The sequence below is a fragment of the Donghicola eburneus genome (genome assembly GCF_900115865.1).
Taxonomy (GTDB): domain Bacteria; phylum Pseudomonadota; class Alphaproteobacteria; order Rhodobacterales; family Rhodobacteraceae; genus Donghicola; species Donghicola eburneus.
In genome coordinates, this window is the sequence record NZ_FOXY01000004.1 from 272,391 (window position 1) to 294,789 (window position 22,399).

Genomic DNA, 22,399 nt, shown 5'->3' on the forward strand with positions numbered 1-22,399 from the left:
CCGTTAAAATGGGATGAATGCAGCGCCAAGGTTCCTTCAGACATGTTAACCTAAGGTCGGTTTTCTCCGTGCATCGAAAAAACGGAGAGTGTCCATGACCAGCGCGTCCCCTCGGCTTGACCTGCCGATGATCCTGCCCGCCCAAGCCCAGAAACACGTCACCCATAACGAGGCTCTTCTGCGGCTGGATGGGGCTGTGCAGATGGTGCTTCAGAGTATTTTTCAGGCAGCACCGCCGTCTGAGCCTGTCGTGGGCCATAGCTATTTCACGTCTGACAGCGCAACAGGCGATTGGGTGAACAACCCTAGAATGGTCGCGACCTATACCCAAAGCGGTTGGGTTTACCTGCAGCCTTCAGAAGGTTGGTTTGCTTGGGACGCTGCCAACGAGAGGCATATCGTCTATCAAAATGACGCTTGGATGCCCGTGCCGCTGGATCTCAAGAATTTGCCTGCGGTCGGTGTTAATGCGACAGCCGATATGACAAACCGATTGATCGTGAGCGCGCAGGCTACTTTGCTGACCCACGAAGGCAACAACCATCAACTCAAGGTCAACAAAGCGGGTGCTGGCGACACAGCCAGCCTTGTCCTGCAGTCGAATTGGTCTGGCCGCGCAGAGATTGGCCTCTGTGGCGATGATGCAGTCCACGTAAAGGTGTCCGCTGATGGAGGGACTTGGCTGGATGCGATCGTGGTAGACCCACAAACTGGACACCTCACAGGGGCTGCGGTCCAGACTTCGGCAGAGGATACGACCGAGGGGCGATTGATGCGCTCTGACTACGGCTATTGTCCTGGCAACGTTCTCGGTGCTGTTGGTATGAGCAACGGTATCCCCTCTGGCGCGATTATTGAGTCTTCTCATTCTGGCGCCGGTTCCGTCGTCAAATTTGTGGACGGCACACAAATTTGCTTGGGGACTATTGATGTGACGGATGCAACCTCCGCGATGGGCGCGCTCTATAGCTCGGCTGCTGCCACTTGGACGTTCCCGGCGCAATTCGCAGAGCCGCCCTCCATTTCGGTCAGCGTGTCCGGCGCAAGCGGCGTTTGGGGGACTTTGGGCGGGACTGAACCCGCCAGCCACCAAGCAGAGCTTCAGGTCCTGAGCGCTTACTCCGTGACAGGCAGCTTGACACTGCACTGCACTGCGATTGGGCGCTGGATTTAGGCTCAGCGTCGCGAGTGGTCGTTTACGAAATCAGCTGTGCTGTCGACGCGTCTTTGTAGTCGTCTGTTGGCATTGACCACTTGAAAGCGGCAGCGCGCGCAGCTTCGGAATCTCCGCTTTCTATGGCGAGGCGGATATCATTCAAAGCGGAGGCGACTTGGATTTCGGACAAGCGACCTTCTCTGGCGCGCAAGATTTTCGGGTGGGGCGTGGTAAGCATGTCCTGCCCGATGAGTAATTCCTCGTGCAACTTCTCTCCTGGGCGCATCCCAATATAGCGAATCTCGATATCGCCATCCTTGTTGTCATGATCGCGTACGGAATATCCCGCTGCTTCGATCATCTGACGGGCCACCTGCGCGATCCGTACGGGCTGCCCCATGTCCAGAACGAAAACGTCCCCACCGCGCGTGAACGATCCTGCCAGCAGCACGAGTCGCGATGCCTCTGGGATGGTCATAAAGAAGCGGGTGACCTCGGGGTGCGTAACAGTCACCGGACCGCCGGATGCAATTTGCTCTTCAAACAGCGGAATGATTGAGCCCGAAGATCCGAGTACGTTACCGAAACGGACCATCGAAAAGCGCGTCCCAGAGCTGCGCGTCGCGAGATCTTGTATCACGAGCTCTGCCAATCGCTTGGAGGCGCCCATCACGTTTGATGGGCGCACAGCCTTGTCTGTCGAAACAAGGATAAAGCGTTCTACGCCTACAGATCGCGCAGCTTCGGCTGTGATCTTCGTCCCAAAGACATTGTTCCACAAACCGGCGAGTTCGTTGTTTTCGACAATCGGCACATGTTTATAGGCGGCTGCATGAAGGACGACTTGAACCCCTTTGCTCCGCATAACTCGCTCAATGCCCTTCCGGTCCGTCACTGACATCAGGACTGAGGCGATCTTGATTCTGCGATTCAGTGCATGCAGTTCCTTCGAAATCGCATAGAGTGCAAATTCGCTATGATCGACCAGCACGATCTTCTTCGGCTTGCAGGAAAAGATCTGGCGGCAAAGCTCAGAACCAATCGAACCACCCGCACCGGTGATCATCACGACCTTGCCTTCGTAGCTTTCGCCGGTTTCGGGAATCTGATCCTCCAACCGGGCACGGTTCAACACCGCGTTTGCGTCGAAACGCTGCTCTTCGCTATTGGCCGTACGGTTCATCATTTCCGCGAAAGAAGGCAACAGACGTGTTTCACAGCCCATCTCATTCAAGCGGCGGGAAATTTGACGCTGCCTCGGTAGGCTGACCGAGGGCATCGCAAGGATCACGCGATCCACTTGGCGCTTGTCGCAGAGCGCTTTGACCTTGATTGGCGAGTGAACTTTAAGGCCGGAAATAGTTTGGCTTTGTAAGGTGGGGTTGTCATCAACAAAGCCGATAATCTCAACCGAGCGGTCCGTCTTCAGTGCAGCCGCCAGCTGTTGGCCAGTTTGCCCCGCACCGTAGATTACAATTCGCAGACGGTTATCCCCCTTGCGATAAACCGCTAGAAGCATCTGTCGCACGAGCGCACGCGCCCCGATGCTTAGTAGACTGTTGCAGGCTGCCGCGGCAATCCAGGCACGAATCGGTATGTCAATTCCAGCTAGGTGAACAGTGACGGCGCCAAGCACAGCAACTGTCACCGCTGCCAACGAACTGAGGCCCGCGCACGCCATATCATAGCTGTTCAAACGGACACGATGCAGGCCAAGAAGAAGAGCAGCACCCATTGCGAACAGCGCAACGCTGCCAAAGAGGAATGCCGTTGCGATAGCATTCAGGTCCACAACAACTGATGACAAACCGACTAGCTCGAATGCGCAGTATAGAGAGATTGGCGCTAAGATCACATCCAATGCGAGGATGAGGAGTGTCTTGTGTGCGCGGGTCATCCGCATCAGCAGATTGTAAATGAGCATTTAAATTTTCCGAATGCCGGGACGACAGACCAGGTAAACAATTACGAGGTAAAAACACTTCTATTGTTGATATACGCGAGTCTCGCGCTCGAAGCCACCTTACAGCTAAAGTTGTGGCAGAGTTTCGTGGATTCGCAGGCGACTATTTGCGCAAAGCCGTTTTTTTGATCAACCAAAGGTCCATGCAAAGGTTTCTATTTCTTTGGTAAATTAAATCGAGCTGCGCTTTGCGGGGGACGCATCTACCAGAGTAAATAGCGTCGGTCTCCTCGGCCGAGGCGCAAGATTCTAAGAGTGACTCTTCGTGTTTGTGGTAGAAAATTGTGGCCATTCCGGTGATTCCTGGCCGTGATCTCAACACCTGAGTATAAATGTCAGGGAATTTTTCTACGTATTGTCGTAACGGTGGCCTTGGACCCACGAAACTAATGTCGCCGCGAATAACGTTAAAAATTTGCGGAAGTTCATCTAGCCGATACTTGCGCAGGAACTTGCCCACCGGAAAGATGCGAGCGGTTTTATCTCCGCCTGATACGCCGGTGTCTTGGCTCACTACTTTCATCGACCTGAACTTCAATAGAGTGAAACCCGTGCGCGCGTCCTTCATGCGCTCGGAGCGATAAAAGCCTGGGAAACCGTCGCTTACAATAATCGCTAAATATATCAGCAGGATAGGAGGAGTGAGAAATGGCAGCAAAAACAAAGAAAAAACCAAATCAAACAGGCGTTTTGAGAACGGCATCGGAAATTCACTTAGAAGCTGTCGTAGTCGCAGAAGATGACCGAAACTGAGAGGTCAAGATGTTGTTGCACGATTCCTCATCGAAATTGCAACACTTCCTTTTTTAGCTTGAACCTGAGAGCAAATGTTGCTGGCCAAATTTACAATCCTGTGCGATGGATAAGGCTAGACCTGTTTGCGTCTGGGGCGAACGGGGAATCACGCTTTGGAGATAGCAAGATGACGAAGATTATTACTCTTACTGCTGCATTTGCTCTTGCAGCCTCGACCTCGACCGCAGTTCTGGCACAGGCAGACGCTGCAGCGGCTCAGGCCGGTGGTGCAGGCGGTGGCGCAGGTGGCGGCGCTGGTGTTGGTCTGGGTGTCGGCGGTGCGGCCGGTGGTCTGGCTGGCATTGCAGGCGCAAGTGCATTGGTTATCGTTGGCGGTGTTGTTCTGACTGGCGCCGCTCTGGCATCGTACCTTGCCGCGCAAGACAGCGATTCGAGCGACGATTCTTCGACCACCACCACCACCACCACCAACTAATTGGTGCTGATAGGTGGAATTCTAAGCGCGGCCTATGGGCCGCGTTTTTTGTATCTTGATTGCTTTGCAAATGCCCTGAGGAGTCAAACGTGATCAGTGGCGTAGGTGCTCAATGCTCAGGTGTCCGTGGTCATTACTGAGCCACTGCTCTGACCGAGCCAGCAGCGGCGCCCCCGGGATGTACTCGTACACATTCTTAAATGCGCGACCCGGCGTCGTACAGTTTTCGATCATACGATCAGGAGCGGTTTGGCTCAGCCGGCAGTCATACATCACCGAGATTTCGTGCCCTTCGCCGTCCAGCGTGCGCAGCACCCGTTGATAGTCGCCCTCCGAACGCGTCGCGAGCAAACTTGGTAATGGCCCGTTTTCCGAGGACATCAAATCGTCGCCGAGCCTGCGAGTTTCGGCCAAGACGCCGCCTTCGAGCGTGACGGTCATGTCGTCGCTGGAACTGAAGACCCGATAATTCCCAATCTCGGTATTTAGGACAAAGATGCCTGCGCCGTTAATCGTGCGTTGGGTCATTAAAATCATGGGCGCTGGCACCTGCTCCAACAGAGCTGGGACGGCGGCGCGCAGTTGGGCCGCGTTGCTCTGCTGCTCAGTATCGCTCAGGCTTGTGCGCCAATTGGCTCCGATACGGCTGAACAGCTCAAGCCTCGATTCTTGGCGGTCCGAGCCACAGGATGCCACAAGCCCAACGGCCATAATTACAGTGATCAAACGCACAAGCGACGTCATCGCCAGAACCTTCCGTATTCCTGATCGAGAGAGGGGCGATGATAATCCGCGAGCCCACCGTATAAACGGTCGTTCACACTGAGTTTTGCACCACCGTTCCGTTGTAGCGGTCGGACAACCTCGGTGTATGATGTTCGCTTCGGTTCCTGAAGGGTGAAGCTGAGCGGCATGGTGAACATGATGCCTTTGTCAAAGCTGCCTTCGCCGTAGTCTTCGGCCGAAATGTCTGTGAGCGTGGCAAAGGCGCCAAAAGCCCAGCCGTTGTCGAAAGTCCGTTGGACCAGCAGCGTGGCGCCCTTGTCGCCTGCCAGATATTGGCCAACATCGAGTTTGGCAAAGTAGCCGTTGTCGAAGTCATAGTAGGCGGAAACGTGGCCCGTCGTGACCTCGTAATCGCGGAAGTCGAACAGGCGGTCGAACCCACGCTGCCTGACACGGGATACTTCAATCCCGAGCGACAAAGGGCTGTCGACTGGCTTCCAGAGGACCTCGCCGGACACACCGCCATACATGTTTTCCAGATAGCCGACGCGGCCGCTCACGTAGATGTCCTTGAACGGGTGCGCTGTGTAGTAGAGCGCAAGGGACTCTACACCGAACGGATCCTCGAAATAGAGCGGCCCCAAAGTGCGGACAGGTGGCACGACGCCGTCGAAATCCGGTTCTGATCCCGCCAAGTCCCCAGCCAATCGGTATGTGAAGGAAGAGCCAATTTTGAAATTCTTGCTCAAGCGAAGGGTGTTGCGAAAGCGGATACCAAAGTCGGCACGCAGAGGCTGGAAAACGTCGAAATACCCGGGCTGGATGTAGGGAGAAAAGCCATAGTCGAACGAAGGATACTTATCGTCATCAAAGGCGATCATGTGCCCTCGCGTGTCTTCGATCACCATACGTTCCTTGATGGCCTCTACAGTACTGAACTGCAGATTCTCGAGGTCAGAGCGTTGGAACGTGATCCGTGACAGACCCATACCATTTGAGACCGGGATAATGTGAATTGTCTCGATCGAATAGGGCAGCTGGCTTGCCATTGCACGGGCTGCGCGACCGATGGCTTGGGGCTCGGACCCGTATCGCGGGTTTTCGAGCAGAAGTGTTGCCTCGCGCCCCGATACCTCAAGGCCAGCGATCCGCAATTGGTCGCGATCAAGCTGGCGCTTCAGGTTCTCGCGGATCGTGGGCAGCACCGCATCGCCGAGCTCTGTCCACCCCAACAATTCGCTTTCGCCGGGCGCGCGCTTGCGGATCGGCAGAGGGGCCTCTTCGATACCGGTGTTCATGGCAGGTTCGCGCGGGTTGATCGAGAAGGTCGCCTGTACCCCGAACTTGTCGCCGTTGAGTGAATACAGAGAAACGCGGCTGTCGGCACCCAAGTCATAGGTCAAAGAGAAATTAAGCGGCGTCCGGTTCTTGTAGAAACCCGCAGCCTCTTCGGCGTCAAAGGCATCGCTGGAGTATTCCGCCACGAACCGCCATTTGTCATTTACGTCCCAGCTCAGACCGGCAAAGGGAGCGACATCACCGCGGAACCACTGGTTAAAGTTGAACGTACCGCCGCGCCCCTCAAAAACGAAGGAACCTGTGCCGATCTCATCAATCAAACGGGACGGGCGCTCGCCGATTGTGGTGAGTGGATTGTAACTACCCAAACGACCAAAGCCGATCCCGCCGGTCAGCGAAAATCCGGGTGCGACGGTTTTGGTCGCAACCACGTATTCGCCGGAATAAAGGCCCGTGCCCGCAAAGTCCTGCAGGCCAACGGCGACGGCGGGTAAATATCGGCCCTCATCTAGCACTTGATATCGGAAGTCAAAGCTGCGGTCGTAATAGGTGTCTTGGCCCTGAAACGGGTTGATCGCACCATCGACGCCAGCATAGCGGAAGGTCGCAGTAATTCTGTCGGAAAACTGGAATGTCAGGCCAACGGTCGTCGTGCCCGGCATATAACCAAAGGTCGACGCGGCCTCGCCATTCGGTGCCAGTTTGGCGTCAGGCAAGGTAATCAGGCCGGGGGTGCCCCAGATCGTATAGTTTGTTTCAGATGATCCATCTGCCGACCAAGCCGGCAACGTGCCGAAGACGCAGCAAAGCGCGCAAACTGCGCGCGCCAGAGGCTGCCGGATGCGCGAAGAACTGCGCGCCAGTACTTTAACCACGTCGATCGTCCATGAAGTCCAGGTTTCTTTCTGCAAGCCCGATTGCAAGGGACTGTGCGCACCCGACATTAGCGGCTGATCACGCATTCGTCCAACCGTTGTTACGTGGTGGTGTGCGAAGTTTTGCTTTGGGAAAAGCATTTTGCTGCCCAAGAATACCTGATAGTGCATGGGCTCTAACGACGACCCGGATAGACAAGCAGCATGACAGAGAACGAAATCTCGCAATTCGCGCAGGATGTCCTGAAAACAGAGCTTGCAGCTTTGTCCCTGATGGCTGACGCACCACCGGCGCAAATTCCGGCAGTGGTGCGACTGATTCAAGCAAGCACGGGCCGGGTGATCGTGTCTGGCATGGGCAAATCTGGCCATGTGGGCGCGAAAATGGCAGCAACCTTTGCCAGTACTGGTACCCCCGCGCAGTTTGTGCACCCAGGCGAAGCCAGCCACGGCGATCTGGGGATGATCACAAAGAACGACGTGGTGATCCTGATCTCGAACTCGGGCGAGACCAAGGAACTGGCCGACATCATCGCCCACACCCGCCGTTTCGGGATCAAGATGGTGGCAATTACCAAGAACGCGGACAGCACTTTGGCGCAGCAGTCGGACTATCTGCTGCAACTCCCGAATGCTCCCGAAGCCTGCGCGATTGGCATGGCGCCGACCACCTCGACCACGCTGACCATGGCGCTGGGGGATGCGGTCGCGGTCGCCCTGATGCGTATTCGTGGCTTTGAAAAAGAGAACTTCCTAGCCTTCCACCCCGGTGGCAGCCTTGGCGCGCAGCTTCTGCCTGTCGCGGCCCTGATGCACAAAGGCGACGAGCTGCCGCTCGTGGACGAAGAGACCACTATGGGCGATGCGCTGGTGCAAATGTCGGCCAAGGGACTCGGCATTGTCGCCCTGACCGAGAACGGCAAACTGAACGGCATCATCACCGACGGCGACTTGCGCCGGAACCTTGATGGTCTGATGGAGAAAACCGCCGGTCAGGTCGCCACTCGTGGTCCCCGCACGATCCGCGAGACTGCCCTCGCGTCCGAGGCGCTGGGGATCATGAACGACAACAAAATTACAACGCTTTGCGTCACCACCGAAGAGGGTGTGCTGCGGGGCATTATCCATATCCACGACTGTCTGCGCGCAGGTGTTGCATGAGCACTGTTATCCTGATCCCCGCCCGTTACGCCTCGACCCGCTATCCGGGCAAACCGCTGGTTCAATTGCATGGCGCGACCGGCATCGCGAAGTCCTTGATCCAGCGCTCGTGGGAAGTGGCCAAGGCGACCCCCGGCGTCGATGCGGTCTATGTCTGCACCGATGACGATCGGATCGCCAACGCGGCCAAAGCGTTCGGCGCAGATGTCCTGATGACTTCGGAATTCGCCAAGAACGGCACCGAGCGCTGCGCTGAAGCCGTCGCTCAATTGCCCGAGGATACCGATCTGGTGGTCAACCTACAGGGCGACGCGCCCCTGACCCCCGTCTGGTTCCTGACCGCCCTGATCGACGCGATGAAGGCCGACCCCGATCTGCCCGTCGCCACCCCCGTCCTGCGCTGCGACGCCGAGACGCTGAACAACTTCCGAGAGGATCGCCGCGCCCGCCGCGTGGGCGGCACCACCGCCGTGTTCAACACCTACGGTCACGCGCTCTACTTCTCCAAAGAGGTCGTGCCCTACACCGGCGAAGATCCCGCGACCCACGACAACACCCCTGTGTTCCACCACGTCGGCGTTTATGCTTACCGCCCCGCTGCCCTGAAAGCCTATATGTCATGGCCCGAAGGCACGCTGGAAAAGCTCGAAGGTCTGGAGCAATTGCGCTTCCTCGAGAACGGCCAGTCTGTCGCCTGCGTGCAGGTCGAAGGCCGTGGCCGCGTATTCTGGGAACTGAACAACCCCGTCGATGTGGAACGCATCGAATCCGTGCTGAAAAAGGAAGGCACCGCATGAAAACCGTCACCGTCCGCGACATCAGCATCGCCCAAAACCTGCCCTTCGTACTGATCGCCGGCCCCTGTCAGTTGGAAAGCCTAGACCACGCGCGCATGATGGCCACCGGCATCGCCGAAGCCTGCGCGGCCTCGGGCATCCAGTGGGTCTTCAAGGCCAGCTATGACAAGGCAAATCGCAGCTCCCTGTCCGGCGAACGCGGCCTTGGCATGGAAAAGGGTCTAGAGGTTCTGAACACCATCAGCGAAGAATTCGGCGTTCCCACCATCACCGACGTCCACGAGCCGTGGCACTGCGCCAAAGCCGCCGAGGTCTGCGACATCCTGCAAATCCCCGCGTTCCTGTGCCGCCAGACCGACCTGCTGCTCGCCGCTGGTGAAACCGGCAAAGCCTTGAACGTGAAAAAGGGCCAGTTCCTTGCCCCTTGGGACATGGGCAACGCGGTCAAAAAGATCGAGAGCACCGGCAACGAGAACATCATGCTCTGCGAGCGCGGCACGACCTTTGGCTACGGCCAGCTGGTGTCCGACATGCGCGCCCTGCCGATCATGGCCGAAACGGGCTACCCAACCGTGTTCGACGCCACCCACTCGGTCCAGATGCCGGGCTCCAAGGGGACCTCGACCGGTGGTCAGCGTGAATTCGTCGAACCTCTGGCCCGCGCGGCGCTGGCGGTGGGCACCGCCGCAGTCTTCATCGAAACCCATCAGGACCCGGACAACGCCCCCTCGGACGGCCCAAATATGGTCCCGCTGGCGGAAATGACGGCTCTGCTAAAACGACTCAAGGCCTATGACGACCTGACCAAGGGCTGACCCGAAGCATGGCCAATTTCCGGCTCCATAATCCGGATTGTGTCATCATCCACATCCACAAGACCGGCGGCACAACGATCCGCCGGCACTTGTGGGACGGTCGCTTCTCTGGCCGCGCCTTCGGCGAAATGCGCCCCGAATGGCGCAACCTCTACAAGTTCGCGTTTGTCCGACATCCGCTCGACCGCTTCGTCTCGGCCTATTCCTATTTCAACCAGCATCGCGGGTTCAAAGGCTCAATCGAAGACTTCGCCGCCATCGCGATGAACGTTACGATTGACCACACAGGCACGCGTCGGACCAAACCCGAAATCATCCGCCATCACACGATCCAGCAGACCCACAGGTTCTACTGCCTGAACGCAGCGGACGACCTGTACCGGTTCGAAGATTTCGACAATGACATCGCGCGACTGGCCAAAAAGGTTGGCCTGACCTACGAAAATATTCCCCACGCCAATCGCAGCGAGCACCTCAACTGGGAGGCGCACATCACCGGTCCGCTGCTCGACCAACTCTGCGCCTTCTACGCCCGCGATTTCGCGGATCTTGGCTACATCGCGCCCTAAGCTTCATCTTGGTAAAAATACCCCGAGGGTGAATTGGCCAACGGCCAAGAGGGGGCAGCGCCCCCTTTAGTACCCAGCCGCTCGATCAACCACATAAAGCAAGGGCTCCCCTGCCTCGGAACGCCGGATATTCTCGGCAATCACTTCGGACGCAGTGTCCGCTCGGGTTTCCGACGCGATGTGAGGTGTCACCGTCACATTCGGATGCGCCCAGTAGGGATGCTCGGCAGGCAAAGGCTCTACGCGGAAAACGTCGAGCGTTGCATGCGCCACCCGCCCATTGTCCAACGCAGCCAAAAGCGCGTCGTCATCGATCAAGGGCCCTCGGCCGGGGTTTAGGATCGATGCCCCATGGGCCAGCCATGACATAGCCTCTGCATCCAAGACATTCTCGGTTTCGGGCGTGTCTGGCAGTAGCAAAACGATGATCTCTGCCCCATCTAGTGCGGCCTTCATTCCATCGGCGCCACTGAAACATGCGACACCTGCAAGCTCGCGCGGGCTACGCGCCCATCCGCGCACCTGAAATCCGAGCTGGACCAGCATCTCAGCGCAGCTGCTGCCCAGTTCGCCAAGTCCCAGAATGGTCACCTTGCGATCCTGTGCCAAGGGAGGCGCCTTGTGGCGCCAGACGCCGTCTTGCACCAAAATGTGCTGGTCCATCCCCAGATGGTAGCGTAGCACGTGGCCGGTCACAAACTCGACCATGCCCTTTTTCAATCCGGGGTCCACCATGCGGGTCAAAGGCATCGTGAGTGTTTGATTCCCCACAATCTTTTCCACACCGGCCCACAGGCTTAAAACCGCCTTGCAGCGCTTAAAAGGCGTGAAATCCTGCATCTCGGGATGGGGGGCGTAAACGATGTAATCCACATCCTCGGGCGCATGATCCATAGAAAGATCCGCATCCATCCCTGCCGCTTTCAACGCTCTGGTCAGTGGGGCCTCGTATTCGGCCCAGTAGGCAGCGGGCGCGGCGAGTTGGACGTTGATCATAGGTTACCTCTGTTTGTGGACATGAGCGCTCTGAACAAGGCCGAAGGCCACGAGCAAGACCAGCATCGCCGAGCCGCCATAGCTAACCAGCGGCAAAGGCACTCCTACAACGGGCGCCAAGCCCATGACCATCGACATATTTACTGCAAAAAACAGGAAGAATGTCATCGCGATCCCTAGCGTCAGCAGCGATGCATAGCGGTCCCGGTTGCTCAGCGCAGTTGCAATGCAGAACACGATGATCAAACCGTAGATCGTCAGCAATGACACCCCGCCAATGAACCCGAATTCTTCGGCCAGCGTGGTAAAGATAAAGTCCGTATGCTTTTCGGGCAGGAAGTTCAGTCGGGTCTGAGTGCCTTGCATAAATCCTTTGCCGGTCCATCCACCGGACCCGAGCGCGATCTTAGACTGGGTGATGTGATATCCCGCGCCCAAGGGGTCGCTGGAGGGGTCTAGGAAGGTGTCGATGCGGCGGAACTGGTAGTCCTTGATCAGCTGCCACGGGGTGCCACGGCTGTTGAAAACAGCGGCAATCAGCCCCGCCCCAGACGCCATCACCACGCCGAAATAGGCCCAATGGACACCCGCCATAAACATTACCGCGCCGCCGCCGATCATCAGCAGCAGGGCCGTCCCAAGGTCTGGCTGCTTTAGAACCAATGCGACCGGAATCATGATCAGCATGACGGGGATAAAGACCCACAGGGGCCGCGACGTCTTGGTCACGGGCAGCCAGTCGTAATAGGCCGCCAACAGCATAACCACTGTGATCTTGGTCAACTCGGAAGGCTGCAGCCGCATGAATCCGATATCGATCCAACGCTGCGCCCCCATGCCGACCGTGCCAAAAAGTTCGACCACCAGCAGCAGTACAATCGAGATCCCATAGGCCACAGCAGAGACATTGCGCCAGAACCAGATCGGCACCATCGCAATAACGAACATCGCGAACATGCCCATCCCGAAGCGGATCATCTGCGCCCATGCGTAGGGCCGCAAAGAACCACCTGCCACGGAGTACAGCATCAAAAAACCCGCTGAGGCTGCAGCAGTGATCAGCAGGATCAGGGGCCAGTTTAAATAGAGGATCTTGCGCGCGCCCGAAGGCACGTATTTGACATTATACTCGAGGTAACTCATGCGCGTGTGCTGCCTTCGGATCCGAGGGCATTGAGCCGTTCCTCAATCTCTTGGCGCTCTTCCATCTTCTTTTCGCGGTCGCTTGCGGGATAAGCCTCGGGTGGGGGCGGTCCGCGGAATAGGGCCTCGAGCGTGATGTCGCGCGCAATAGGGGCCGCAACCGAAGAGCCGCCGCCGCCATGTTCAACCACAACCGCCACGGCGATTTTGGGCCGCTCATAGGGCGCGAACGACACGAACAAGGCATGGTCCCGCTCTTCCCACGGGACTTCGTCATTGCGGACAACACGGTTGCTGACCTGCGCGGTGCCGGTCTTACCCGCCATCCGGTTTGCCTCGTCCGCGATGCGGGACCGATAGGCCGTGCCTCGTCGGTTGTTGACCACGGCAAACATGCCGCGACGGACTTGGCGCAGGTAATCCTCATTCAGACCCAGATCTTCGCCGCCTTCGGGCTCTGTCGGCTTACCATCTATGGACTTGATCAGGCGCGGCATGATCCTGCGGCCTGTCGCGATCCGAGACGTCATCACCGCAAGTTGCAGCGGTGTCGTCAGGACAAAGCCCTGACCGATGCTGGCGTTTACCGTGTCACCGATGAGCCATTCCGCGCCGCGCGCTTCCAGCTTCCATTGTTTGTCTGGAGTCAAGCCTTCGGCGACTGCGGACATGGGCACGTCGAAGCGCTCTCCCAGCCCGAGTTTGCGGGCCGTTTCGGCGATCTTTTCGATGCCCACTTTCAGCGCGAGGTCGTAATAGTAGACGTCGCAGCTGTGACGCAGGGACGAAATCAGGTCCATCGAGCCGTGCCCGCCACGCTTCCAGCAGTGGAAACGGCGCCCTCCGACCTCGAAATGGCCGGGGCAGTAGGCCGTGTCGTTCGAGGTAATAACCCCCGCTTCCAACCCAGCCAGAGCGGTCACCATTTTGAAGGTCGAGCCAGGCGGATAGGCATCCTGCACGGTTTTTGACGCCAAGGGGCGGTGATCGTTGTCCCGCAGGATTGAGTAGTCCGCTACCGAAATGCCGCGAACAAAAAGGTTCGGGTCGAAGCTAGGCGCTGATGCAATGGACAGGATATCGCCCGTTTCCACGTCCATGACGACGGCGCTGGCGCTCTCGCTGCCGAGACGGGCTTGGATGTAGCCCTGAAGCTTGTGATCAACGGTCAACTGCAGGTTCGCGCCTGCGATCCCTTCGCGGCGGTCTAGCTCGCGCATGACGCGGCCAGCTGCGTTGACTTCTTCCTGCTTGGCACCGGCAGAGCCGCGCAGCATGTCTTCCATCTTGGCTTCAACGCCGACCTTGCCGATCTGAAACCGCGGAATACGCAAGAGCTGATCAGGCTCTTCTATCTTGGACAGGTCGTAGTCCGAAACGGGGCCTACATAGCCGACGACATGGGCGAAATCGCCACCCAAGGGGTATTTGCGCGACAGCCCAACCTCGGGCGTGATGCCGGGGAGGGCAGGGGCGTTCACAGCGACCTTGGAAATTGCATCCCAGCTGACGCGGTCTGCGATGGTCACGGGCAGGAAGGGCGCGGAACGTGTCCGCTCCATCTCTTGGCGGGCGCGGTTCAGTTCGTCTTCGCTAAGTTCGATTATCTGCGACAGGCGGCTTAGAACTTCTTCGACGTCGCCCGCATCTTCGGGAACGATTACGATCCGGTAGCTGGGTTCGTTGGTGGCGATCGGCGTGCCTTCGCGGTCCATGATAAGGCCGCGGGCAGGGGGCAGCAGGCGGACCTTGATCCGGTTCTCTTCGGCCAGCAGACGGAATTCTTCGGCCTGATTGACTTGCATATGCCGCATGCGCGCGGCCAGCAGCGCGATAAAGCTGACCTGCAGTCCGCCCACGATCAATCCACGCCGCGTGATGCGCCGGTGGCTCAGGCTGGTGTCCCGTTCACTGCGTCTCATCGTTTGTGCCCCAGAGAATCGACCTCACCGGGGGCGGCCCTGCGCAATTTGAAAACGGTGTTCAGCGTCAGGACGACCAGCGGGTAGGCTGCGATTGTGACAACGATCTGGGTCAAGGTTAGCCCCAGAGGCTCGTTGGGCACCACAAATAATGTCTGCATCACGCGGTACAACACCTTGGAGATCACAAATGCCAGACTGACGACGCCCCATTCGATGGGAAAGGGCGCATCGCGCAGCCCTTCTTCGCGTCTGCGCAAGAAGTCGCTGAGTCCCAGCGTAATCGCGGCCCACAGACCGGGCGGACGCTGAAACAATAGGTCCGCCATCAGGGCCACTGCAGCAATCACGACCATCGGGACCGAATCAGGGCGGCGCAGCATCCACGCCATGGTCACGCAAATTACCAGATCAGGCCCCGCCCATGACGGCGGCAAGGAATCGAGCGGCAAAAGGCGCGTGAACATCAGCGCCGCGCAGACAGCCACGTAGCCAAGGGTCAGGACCCAGCGGCCCGGAAACTCGCTATCCGCCATTGGCACTGGCCTCTGGCTCGCCGGTGCTCAACTCGGGGGTGTCGACGGGAACACCCAAGTCCACGGCATCGGGGAAACTTTCGGACGATGTCAGAGGGGCAACAAGACCCCCGTGGGTGCCGATATCTTCGGCGGGTTGGCTGCGTAGTACCTTTAGGAACTTCAGACGCTCATAATCGGCCGCCAGACGCACACGCAGGCGCCCATTGCGGTCTTGGGCAACCTGACCGACCAAGAGACCGGCGGGGAACACTCCGCCGTCACCAGACGACACGACGCGGTCTCCGGGGCGCACCAGATCAGAGTTCTCGATGAATTCCAGAGGCGGAGCGGGGCTGTTGTCGCCCACGATCATCGCACGCTGGCCAGAGGGCTGCACGCTGACAGGCACACGGCTGTTGGTGTCGGTTAGCAGGATCACACGGCTGGTGCGCTCACCCACGCCCGCGATCCGGCCCACAAGGCCGATCCCGTCCATGGTGGCCCACCCGTCAACGATCCCGTCACGTGCACCCACGTTCAGCAGAACCGACTGACGGAAAGGGGAGCCGCTATCGGCCAGAACCTCGCCAGAGATCTTGGTCAGCGCGGGGTCCAAGCGCATGTTGTTCAGGTCCAGCAGGCGCGCGTTCTCTTGTTCGAGCTGAAGTGCCGCCTCTTTCCACGCCTTCATCTGCTGCAATTCGCGGCGCAGCTCGGCGTTTTGTTCGGTCAGGCGGCGATAGCTTTGCAGGTCGCGAAACAGTTCGACCGTCGCGGTCACGGGGGCCATTGCCCAGTCCATGCTCGGCACAACGCGGTCAATCACAGCCATGCGAAAGCGTTCGACACGGGGCGAGTCGATCCGCCAGACCAAGAAAATCGCAGACAGCAAAAGAATAAGCACCGCCAAGCCCAATCTGCGTAGCGGTGCGTAATAGTCTTCGCCGTTGTTTCCGTGCTTTGCCAAAATTTACTCCAGCACGCAGCCGCCGCAGCGGCCCACCTCAGCTGTCGTAGTCGATGACGTGACGCAGCTGCTTTTCGTATTCCAGCGCTTTGCCGGTGCCCAAGGCCACACAGTTCAGGCTGTCGTCCGCAACGCTGATCGCAAGACCGGTTGCCTCGCGCAGGGCCAGATCCAGTTCACCCAGCAGCGCGCCGCCACCGGTCAGCATCACACCGCGGTCCACGATGTCCGCCGCCAGATCCGGAGGCGTCGCTTCCAGCGCGGTCATCACGGCTTCGCAGATTGACTGGACAGGTTCGCTCAGGGCTTCGGCAACTTGGCCTTGGCTGATTTCGATCTCTTTGGGCACACCGTTCAGCAGGTCACGACCACGGATCAACATACATGCACCGCGGCCATCGTCGGGCATACGGGCGGTGCCGATGCTGGTCTTGATACGCTCTGCGGTGGCTTCACCGATGAGCAGGTTATGCTGGCGGCGCAGATAGTTTATAATTGCTTCGTCCATCCGGTCACCACCGACGCGGACTGAACGCGCGTATACGATGTCACCCAGCGACAGAACGGCCACCTCAGTGGTACCACCGCCGATGTCAACGACCATGTTGCCGGTCGGGTCAGTGATGGGCATCCCTGCACCGATGGCGGCCGCGATAGGCTCTGCAATCAGGCCAGCGCGGCGGGCACCTGCGGACAGAACCGACTGGCGGATCGCGCGCTTTTCAACAGGGGTCGCGCCGTGGGGCACGCAGACGATGATCTTGGGCTTTGAAAAGGTCGAGCGCTTGTGCACCTTGCGAATGAAGTGCTTGATCATCTCTTCAGCCACGTCAAAGTCCGCGATGACGCCTTCGCGCATGGGGCGGATGGCCTCGATGCTGCCGGGGGTCCGGCCCAGCATCAGCTTTGCATCTTCGCCGACAGCCAGCACTTTCTTGGTGCCGTCCTTGACGTGATAAGCGACCACAGAGGGCTCGGACAGGATCACACCGCGACCCTTCACGTAAACCAGAGTGTTGGCGGTGCCGAGGTCGATCGCCATGTCAGATGAAAATACGCCCTGCAAACTTCCAAGGAACGCCATTGTGGAGGCCTCACATTAAATAATTCGGTACCCGCGACTCCAGAGGGGCAGGCGTGTGACCTTATAGGGGCGCATTCCTCTGCGGAAAAGGGGCCAGAACGGTCAAATCAGCACCATTCCGCCTTTCCATGGGGCCACTTGCACGGGTAAGAGGCGCTATGCTGTCCTATCAACACATCTACCACGCTGGAAATCCCGCAGATCTGCAAAAGCACATGCTTCTTGCAGCGGTGCTGTCCTATTTGACGCAAAAGGACAAACCTCTGTCCTACATCGAGACCCACTCGGGTCGCGGTCTGTACATGCTGGACGCGCCAGAGGCGGTGAAAACCGGCGAGGCCGAGGCTGGGATCACATCCGCACTCGCGCGCAAAGCGCTACCTGCCGATCACCCCTATGTGCGCGCTGTGACTGCGATCCGCGCGGAACACGGCCCAACGGCCTACCCCGGATCCCCCATGATCTCGTCGCAGCTCTTGCGGCCGATGGACAGCATCAATCTGGCCGAATTGCACCCGCGTGAATTCGATGCCCTGCGCACGGCGATGCGCGGAACGGGTGCCAAAGTGCACAAACAGGATGGCTTTGAACTGGCCCAAGCCATGTGCCCGCCGACCCCGCGCCGCGGGCTCTGCCTGATCGACCCCAGCTACGAGGTCAAAGAGGACTACGCGCGTATCCCGCGCGAGATTGCGAACCTGCATCGCAAGTGGAACGTGGGGATCATCGCCCTGTGGTATCCAATCCTGACCTCGGACGCCCACAAGCCGATGATCGCCGCGCTGAAGTCCCAAAACCTGCCGAACGCTATGGTGCATGAGGTCCGTTTCCCGCCCGTCCGCGAAGGGCACCGCATGATCGGCTCTGGCATGTACATCGCGAACGCGCCTTGGGGGACTAAAGACGCGATGAAGCAGGTCGACAAGCTCTTCAAACGCTGAGCTTTCGCCGCACCTGCTCTTTCTGCTTTGTACAAATACTCACGTCGCATCAGTGGCCAAGCGCACCGCTGACAAAGAAAAGGGCCGGCCCAATGGCCAGCCCCAAGATTGAGAGGTCAGAAACCCGATCAAACGGTGTCTTTGTAGCTGACCTCTTTAGTGTCTTTGCCCGATTTCTGGCGGCGGACGATCAGTCGGTTCAGTGCACCCACATAGGCCTTGGCGCTGGCGACCACGGTGTCGGTGTCCGCTGACTGACCGGTAACAACCAAACCATCCTCTTCCAGGCGCACGGTGACGGTGGCCTGTGCATCCGTGCCCTCGGTCACGGCGTGCACTTGATAAAGCTGCAGGCGCGCGCCGTGGGGGAAAATCTGCTTGACGGCGTTAAAGGTCGCATCGACAGGACCGTCACCCTGCGCGGTGACTTGTTTGTCCTCGCCATCGACGGTCAGGGTCAGGTCGGCGGATTGGGGCGCTTCGGTGCCGCAGATCACGCGCAGGAATTTGACCTTCAGATGCTCGCTCGCGGGGGCCCCCGCCTGCACGAGAGCGACGATATCCTCGTCATAGACCTCTTTCTTGCGGTCAGCGAGTTCCTTGAACCGGACGAAGATGTCCATCAGTTCGTTGTCGCCCACCTCGTAGCCGATATCGTTCAGCTTGGCGCGCAGTGCGGCACGGCCCGAGTGCTTGCCCAACGGCAGCGAGGTGCCCGCAAGGCCCACGTCAGCAGGGCGCATAATTTCAAACGTCTCTGCGTTCTTGAGCATACCGTCTTGGTGAATGCCGCTCTCGTGGGCAAAGGCGTTCTTGCCAACGATCGCTTTGTTGTACTGGACGTTAAAGCCCGAGGCCGACGCCACACGGCGCGAGATGTTCATGATCTTGGTCGTGTCGACGCCTGTGGTGAACGGCATGATATCGTGACGGACCTTCAGCGCCATGACGACTTCTTCGAGTGCGGTGTTGCCCGCACGTTCGCCAAGACCGTTGATGGTACATTCGATCTGGCGCGCGCCGCCTTCGACTGCGGCCAGCGAGTTCGCAGTCGCCATGCCAAGGTCGTTGTGGCAGTGGGTCGCAAAGATAATTTCGTCTGCGCCGGGCACAGTTTCGATCAGGCGGCGGATCAGGTCTGCGCTCTCGCGCGGTGCTGTGTAGCCCACGGTGTCGGGGATATTGATGGTGGTCGCGCCGGCCTTGATGGCAATTTCGATCACGCGGCACAGGTAATCCCACTCGGTGCGGGTCGCGTCCATGGGTGACCATTGCACATCCTCGCAGAGGTTGCGGGCGTGGGTGACAGTATCATGGATACGCTCGGCCATTTCGTCCTGAGACAGGTTTGGAATAGCGCGGTGCAGCGGCGAGGTGCCGATAAAGGTGTGGATGCGCGGCTTGGCGGCGTGCTTCACAGCCTCCCAGCAGCGGTCAATGTCTTTGTAATTGGCACGGGCAAGGCCACAAATGCTGGCGTTCTTGCTACGCTGCGCAATTTCAGACACGGCGCGGAAGTCGCCTTCGGACGCGATCGGGAAACCCGCTTCGATGATGTCGACACCCATCAGATCCAGAAGCTCTGCAATCTCGAGCTTTTCGTCATGGGTCATGGTTGCGCCGGGGCTTTGCTCGCCGTCACGCAGGGTGGTGTCGAAAATTTTGACGCGGTTGGTCGCTGTGGTCATAGGAATCTCGCTTTATTCTCCGGAGCCCGAGGGCTGTTCATAGGCAAACAGGGGCGCGATAGATTACTCCTCTGAGCGGACGCGCCCATCGGGCACGCTCAGAGGCGAGTTAGGAGAAGTAGGGACAGGGCCTGTGCAAGAGCACGGCCAGCAGGAGCGTTAGACGCAATATGTCCCATCATCATCATGGGCGGCATCTATACATGCGGATGCAGGGAAGAAAAGAGCAGATTTGTTGATAGGGGCCGGATCGGCCCTAAGTGCCTATGCCAGAAGGTGTTCGCAGGCTATGGGCCGCGCGCCGTTGAGTATTTATCGCAAAAAGAAGTCTGCAAGGGGCACGCATGAAAAGGGCACTGGTGATCGGGGCATCGGGGGGAATCGGATCGGCCATGTGCGCGGAGTTTACGCGTCGCGGATACGATGTCGTTGGTGTGTCGCGGTCCTTGGATGGGCTGGATGTCACGGATGAGGCCTCTGTTGCCGAAGTTCTCGGGCGTCTGGAGGGACAGTTTGAGGTGGTGTTCAATGCCACGGGTGCGTTGGAAGTGGATGGCGCGGCGCCAGAGAAATCTGTGCGCCAGTTGGATGCGAAGGCGATGTCGGACCAGTTTGCGGTGAACTGCATCGGGCCGGCCTTGGTTCTAAAGCATGCGGCGCGGTTGTTGCCGAAGGAAGGGCGCTCTGTTCTGGCGGTGTTGTCCGCGCGTGTCGGGAGCATCGGGGACAACAGGCTTGGAGGGTGGCACAGCTATCGCGCGTCAAAGGCGGCGGTGAATCAGATCGTGCGGGGGGCAGCGATTGAATTGGGGCGGACGCACAAAGACTGTATTTGTGTGGCCTTGCATCCCGGGACCGTCGCGACCGAGTTCACGCGGAAGTATCTGGGGCGGCATCCGGCCGTGGAACCCGAAGTGGCGGCAGCGCGTCTGGTAGATGTGATTGAGGGGCTGCAGCCCGCGCAATCCGGTGGGTTTTACGATTACGCGATGAAGGAGATTCCGTGGTGAGCCAGAAGAAGCGCTTGATTCTGGTTCTGGGAGACCAGCTGTCGATGGACCTGTCTGCTCTGAAAGAGGGGGACAAAGAGCATGACGTCGTCGTCATGGCCGAGGTCGGGGACGAGGCGGCTTACGTAAAGCACCATCCCAAGAAGATCGCCTTTGTCTTTGCGGCGATGCGCAAATTTGCCAAGGCGCTGGAGGCAGATGGCTGGCAGGTCGCGTACAAGCGGTTCGACGAAGAGGGCAGCGACAGCATTTGTGGTGAGTTGATGCGCCGCGCCAAAGAATTCGACGCTCACGAGGTCATCGCGACCGAGCCGGGAGAGTTCCGCCTGATCAGTGCGCTCGAAAATTGTCCGGTCAGTGTGCACATGTTCAACGATGATCGCTTTCTGGCATCGCACACCGAATTTCAGGACTGGGCCGAGGGGCGCAAATCCCTACGGATGGAGTATTTCTATCGCGATATGCGGCGCAAGACCGGTTTGCTCATGGATGGCGACGATCCGGTCGAGGGAAAGTGGAATTTCGACCACGACAATCGCAAGCCTGCACCCGATGACGTGAGCCATGATGGCCCCCTGACGTTCGAGCCTGACGAAGACGTCCAAGAAGTTCTGGATCTGGTTGGAGACAGCTTCGGCAGCCACTTCGGTGATCTGGATGGCTTCTTCTTTGCGACCACGCGGGAGCAAGCGCTGGATGCGATGAAGGACTTCATGACGAACGCGCTGCCCAAGTTTGGGGACTTTCAGGACGCAATGCTTACGGATCAGAAGTGGCTCTATCATTCGATCCTGTCGCCCTACATCAACGCGGGACTGTTAAACCCGCTGGAGGTCTGTGAGGCGGCGGCAAAGGAATACGAGAACGGCAATGCGCCGATCAATGCGGTCGAGGGGTTCATCCGGCAGATCATTGGGTGGCGGGAATACGTGCGCGGCATCTATTTCCTGCAAGGGCCGGATTATATGAAGAGCAATACATTGGAGCATGGCCGCAAGTTGCCCGCGTTTTACTGGGGCGCAGAGACCAAGATGAAGTGCGTGGAATGTGCGGTTAAGGTTACTCAGGAAGAGGCCTACGCGCACCACATCCAACGACTAATGATCACTGGGAATTTCGCGCTGCTCGCGGGTGTTGATCCTGCCGAGGTGCACGAATGGTACTTGGGCGTTTATGCAGATGCCTATGAGTGGGTCGAGGCACCGAACACGATTGGGATGAGCCAGTTCGCCGACGGGGGCCTATTGGGGTCCAAGCCCTATGTCAGCTCTGGCAGCTACATCAATCGGATGTCGGATCACTGCAAATCCTGTGAGTACAAGGTTAGCAAGAAGACGGGTGAGGGGGCCTGCCCGTTTAACCTGCTGTACTGGCATTTTCTGGATCGCCACCGCGAGCGGTTCGAAAAGAACCCGCGCATGGGGAATATGTATCGCACATGGGACCGGATGGACGAAGAGCACCGCGAAACGGTGCTCTCTGAAGCTGATAGCCTGCTGCGCCGGATGGATCAGGGCGGGGTTATCTGACACCGGCCT

The 22,399-nt window shown here is 58.6% G+C and carries 20 protein-coding genes; 9 read left to right on the forward strand and 11 right to left on the reverse strand.

Annotation, left to right across the window (positions count from 1 at the left end; all coding sequences use genetic code 11):
* Positions 1-94: 94 nt before the first annotated feature.
* Complete coding sequence (locus tag BM225_RS08955; RefSeq protein ID WP_072709138.1) at positions 95-1,174, forward strand: DUF2793 domain-containing protein; 1,080 nt, start codon at positions 95-97, stop codon at positions 1,172-1,174.
* A gap of 22 nt (positions 1,175-1,196) precedes the next feature.
* Here BM225_RS08955 and BM225_RS08960 read toward each other — a convergent pair whose 3' ends face one another.
* Positions 1,197-3,080, reverse strand: coding sequence for a polysaccharide biosynthesis protein (locus BM225_RS08960; RefSeq protein ID WP_092464188.1), 1,884 nt, complete (start codon positions 3,078-3,080; stop codon positions 1,197-1,199).
* A 142-nt stretch (positions 3,081-3,222) separates the two neighbouring features.
* On the reverse strand, positions 3,223-3,822 hold the full coding sequence (locus tag BM225_RS08965; RefSeq protein WP_072709140.1) for a sugar transferase: 600 nt from the start codon (positions 3,820-3,822) through the stop codon (positions 3,223-3,225).
* 219 nt (positions 3,823-4,041) lie between these two features.
* On the opposite strand from BM225_RS08965, the gene BM225_RS21565 reads away from it, so the two are divergent.
* Positions 4,042-4,350: a hypothetical protein gene (locus BM225_RS21565; protein WP_143095359.1), complete on the forward strand. Its 309-nt coding sequence runs from the start codon at positions 4,042-4,044 to the stop codon at positions 4,348-4,350.
* Between the two features lie 93 nt (positions 4,351-4,443).
* Here the strand turns inward: BM225_RS21565 and BM225_RS08975 are convergent, their stop codons facing one another.
* Both BM225_RS08975 and BM225_RS08980 read right to left on the reverse strand, forming a co-directional pair.
* Positions 4,444-5,094: a YjbF family lipoprotein gene (locus tag BM225_RS08975; protein ID WP_072709142.1), complete on the reverse strand. Its 651-nt coding sequence runs from the start codon at positions 5,092-5,094 to the stop codon at positions 4,444-4,446.
* Positions 5,091-7,250 (reverse strand): YjbH domain-containing protein, encoded by a 2,160-nt coding sequence (locus BM225_RS08980; protein ID WP_177218591.1) that lies wholly within the window; start codon positions 7,248-7,250, stop codon positions 5,091-5,093. Before BM225_RS08980 ends, BM225_RS08975 begins: the two co-directional genes overlap by 4 nt.
* A 204-nt stretch (positions 7,251-7,454) precedes the next feature.
* Between BM225_RS08980 and BM225_RS08985 the strand changes: the two genes are divergently transcribed.
* Genes BM225_RS08985 through BM225_RS09000 form a run of 4 tightly spaced genes read left to right on the forward strand, consistent with a single transcriptional unit; the run spans position 7,455 to position 10,592 of the window.
* Entirely contained in the window at positions 7,455-8,411 is a 957-nt protein-coding gene (locus tag BM225_RS08985) for a KpsF/GutQ family sugar-phosphate isomerase (RefSeq protein WP_072709144.1), read from the forward strand.
* Positions 8,408-9,208 (forward strand): 3-deoxy-manno-octulosonate cytidylyltransferase, encoded by an 801-nt coding sequence (locus BM225_RS08990; protein ID WP_072709146.1) that lies wholly within the window; start codon positions 8,408-8,410, stop codon positions 9,206-9,208. Before BM225_RS08985 ends, BM225_RS08990 begins: the two co-directional genes overlap by 4 nt.
* Positions 9,205-10,023 (forward strand): 3-deoxy-8-phosphooctulonate synthase, encoded by an 819-nt coding sequence (kdsA, locus tag BM225_RS08995; protein ID WP_072709148.1) that lies wholly within the window; start codon positions 9,205-9,207, stop codon positions 10,021-10,023. The genes BM225_RS08990 and kdsA overlap by 4 nt, the downstream gene beginning before the upstream one ends.
* Before the next feature lie 8 nt (positions 10,024-10,031).
* Positions 10,032-10,592 (forward strand): sulfotransferase family 2 domain-containing protein, encoded by a 561-nt coding sequence (locus BM225_RS09000; protein WP_072709150.1) that lies wholly within the window; start codon positions 10,032-10,034, stop codon positions 10,590-10,592.
* A gap of 66 nt (positions 10,593-10,658) precedes the next feature.
* Here BM225_RS09000 and BM225_RS09005 read toward each other — a convergent pair whose 3' ends face one another.
* From BM225_RS09005 to BM225_RS09030, 6 genes are read right to left on the reverse strand one after another with little or no spacing between them, the layout of a single operon-like run.
* On the reverse strand, positions 10,659-11,588 hold the full coding sequence (locus BM225_RS09005) for a 2-hydroxyacid dehydrogenase (RefSeq protein WP_072709152.1): 930 nt from the start codon (positions 11,586-11,588) through the stop codon (positions 10,659-10,661).
* A 3-nt stretch (positions 11,589-11,591) separates the two neighbouring features.
* Positions 11,592-12,731: a rod shape-determining protein RodA gene (rodA, locus tag BM225_RS09010; RefSeq protein WP_072709154.1), complete on the reverse strand. Its 1,140-nt coding sequence runs from the start codon at positions 12,729-12,731 to the stop codon at positions 11,592-11,594.
* The gene (gene mrdA / locus BM225_RS09015) at positions 12,728-14,653 is read right to left on the reverse strand and encodes a penicillin-binding protein 2 (protein ID WP_072709156.1); all 1,926 of its coding nucleotides are present in this window, start codon (positions 14,651-14,653) and stop codon (positions 12,728-12,730) included. The genes rodA and mrdA overlap by 4 nt, the downstream gene beginning before the upstream one ends.
* On the reverse strand, positions 14,650-15,189 hold the full coding sequence (locus BM225_RS09020; RefSeq protein ID WP_072709158.1) for a hypothetical protein: 540 nt from the start codon (positions 15,187-15,189) through the stop codon (positions 14,650-14,652). The genes mrdA and BM225_RS09020 overlap by 4 nt, the downstream gene beginning before the upstream one ends.
* On the reverse strand, positions 15,179-16,138 hold the full coding sequence (gene mreC / locus BM225_RS09025) for a rod shape-determining protein MreC (protein ID WP_072709160.1): 960 nt from the start codon (positions 16,136-16,138) through the stop codon (positions 15,179-15,181). The genes BM225_RS09020 and mreC overlap by 11 nt, the downstream gene beginning before the upstream one ends.
* A gap of 37 nt (positions 16,139-16,175) precedes the next feature.
* Positions 16,176-17,222, reverse strand: a complete 1,047-nt coding sequence (locus BM225_RS09030; protein WP_072709162.1) for a rod shape-determining protein — start codon at positions 17,220-17,222, stop codon at positions 16,176-16,178.
* A gap of 158 nt (positions 17,223-17,380) precedes the next feature.
* Between BM225_RS09030 and BM225_RS09035 the strand changes: the two genes are divergently transcribed.
* Positions 17,381-18,163, forward strand: a complete 783-nt coding sequence (locus BM225_RS09035) for a 23S rRNA (adenine(2030)-N(6))-methyltransferase RlmJ (RefSeq protein WP_072709164.1) — start codon at positions 17,381-17,383, stop codon at positions 18,161-18,163.
* Positions 18,164-18,291: 128 nt separating this feature from the next.
* Here BM225_RS09035 and BM225_RS09040 read toward each other — a convergent pair whose 3' ends face one another.
* Entirely contained in the window at positions 18,292-19,851 is a 1,560-nt protein-coding gene (locus BM225_RS09040; RefSeq protein WP_072709167.1) for a 2-isopropylmalate synthase, read from the reverse strand.
* Positions 19,852-20,195: 344 nt separating this feature from the next.
* On the opposite strand from BM225_RS09040, the gene BM225_RS09045 reads away from it, so the two are divergent.
* Both BM225_RS09045 and BM225_RS09050 read left to right on the forward strand, forming a co-directional pair.
* A complete protein-coding gene (locus BM225_RS09045) occupies positions 20,196-20,861 on the forward strand; it encodes an SDR family NAD(P)-dependent oxidoreductase (protein ID WP_092464190.1) in 666 nt (221 codons plus the stop codon).
* The gene (locus BM225_RS09050) at positions 20,858-22,390 is read left to right on the forward strand and encodes a cryptochrome/photolyase family protein (RefSeq protein ID WP_276326935.1); all 1,533 of its coding nucleotides are present in this window, start codon (positions 20,858-20,860) and stop codon (positions 22,388-22,390) included. Before BM225_RS09045 ends, BM225_RS09050 begins: the two co-directional genes overlap by 4 nt.
* Positions 22,391-22,399: the final 9 nt, after the last annotated feature.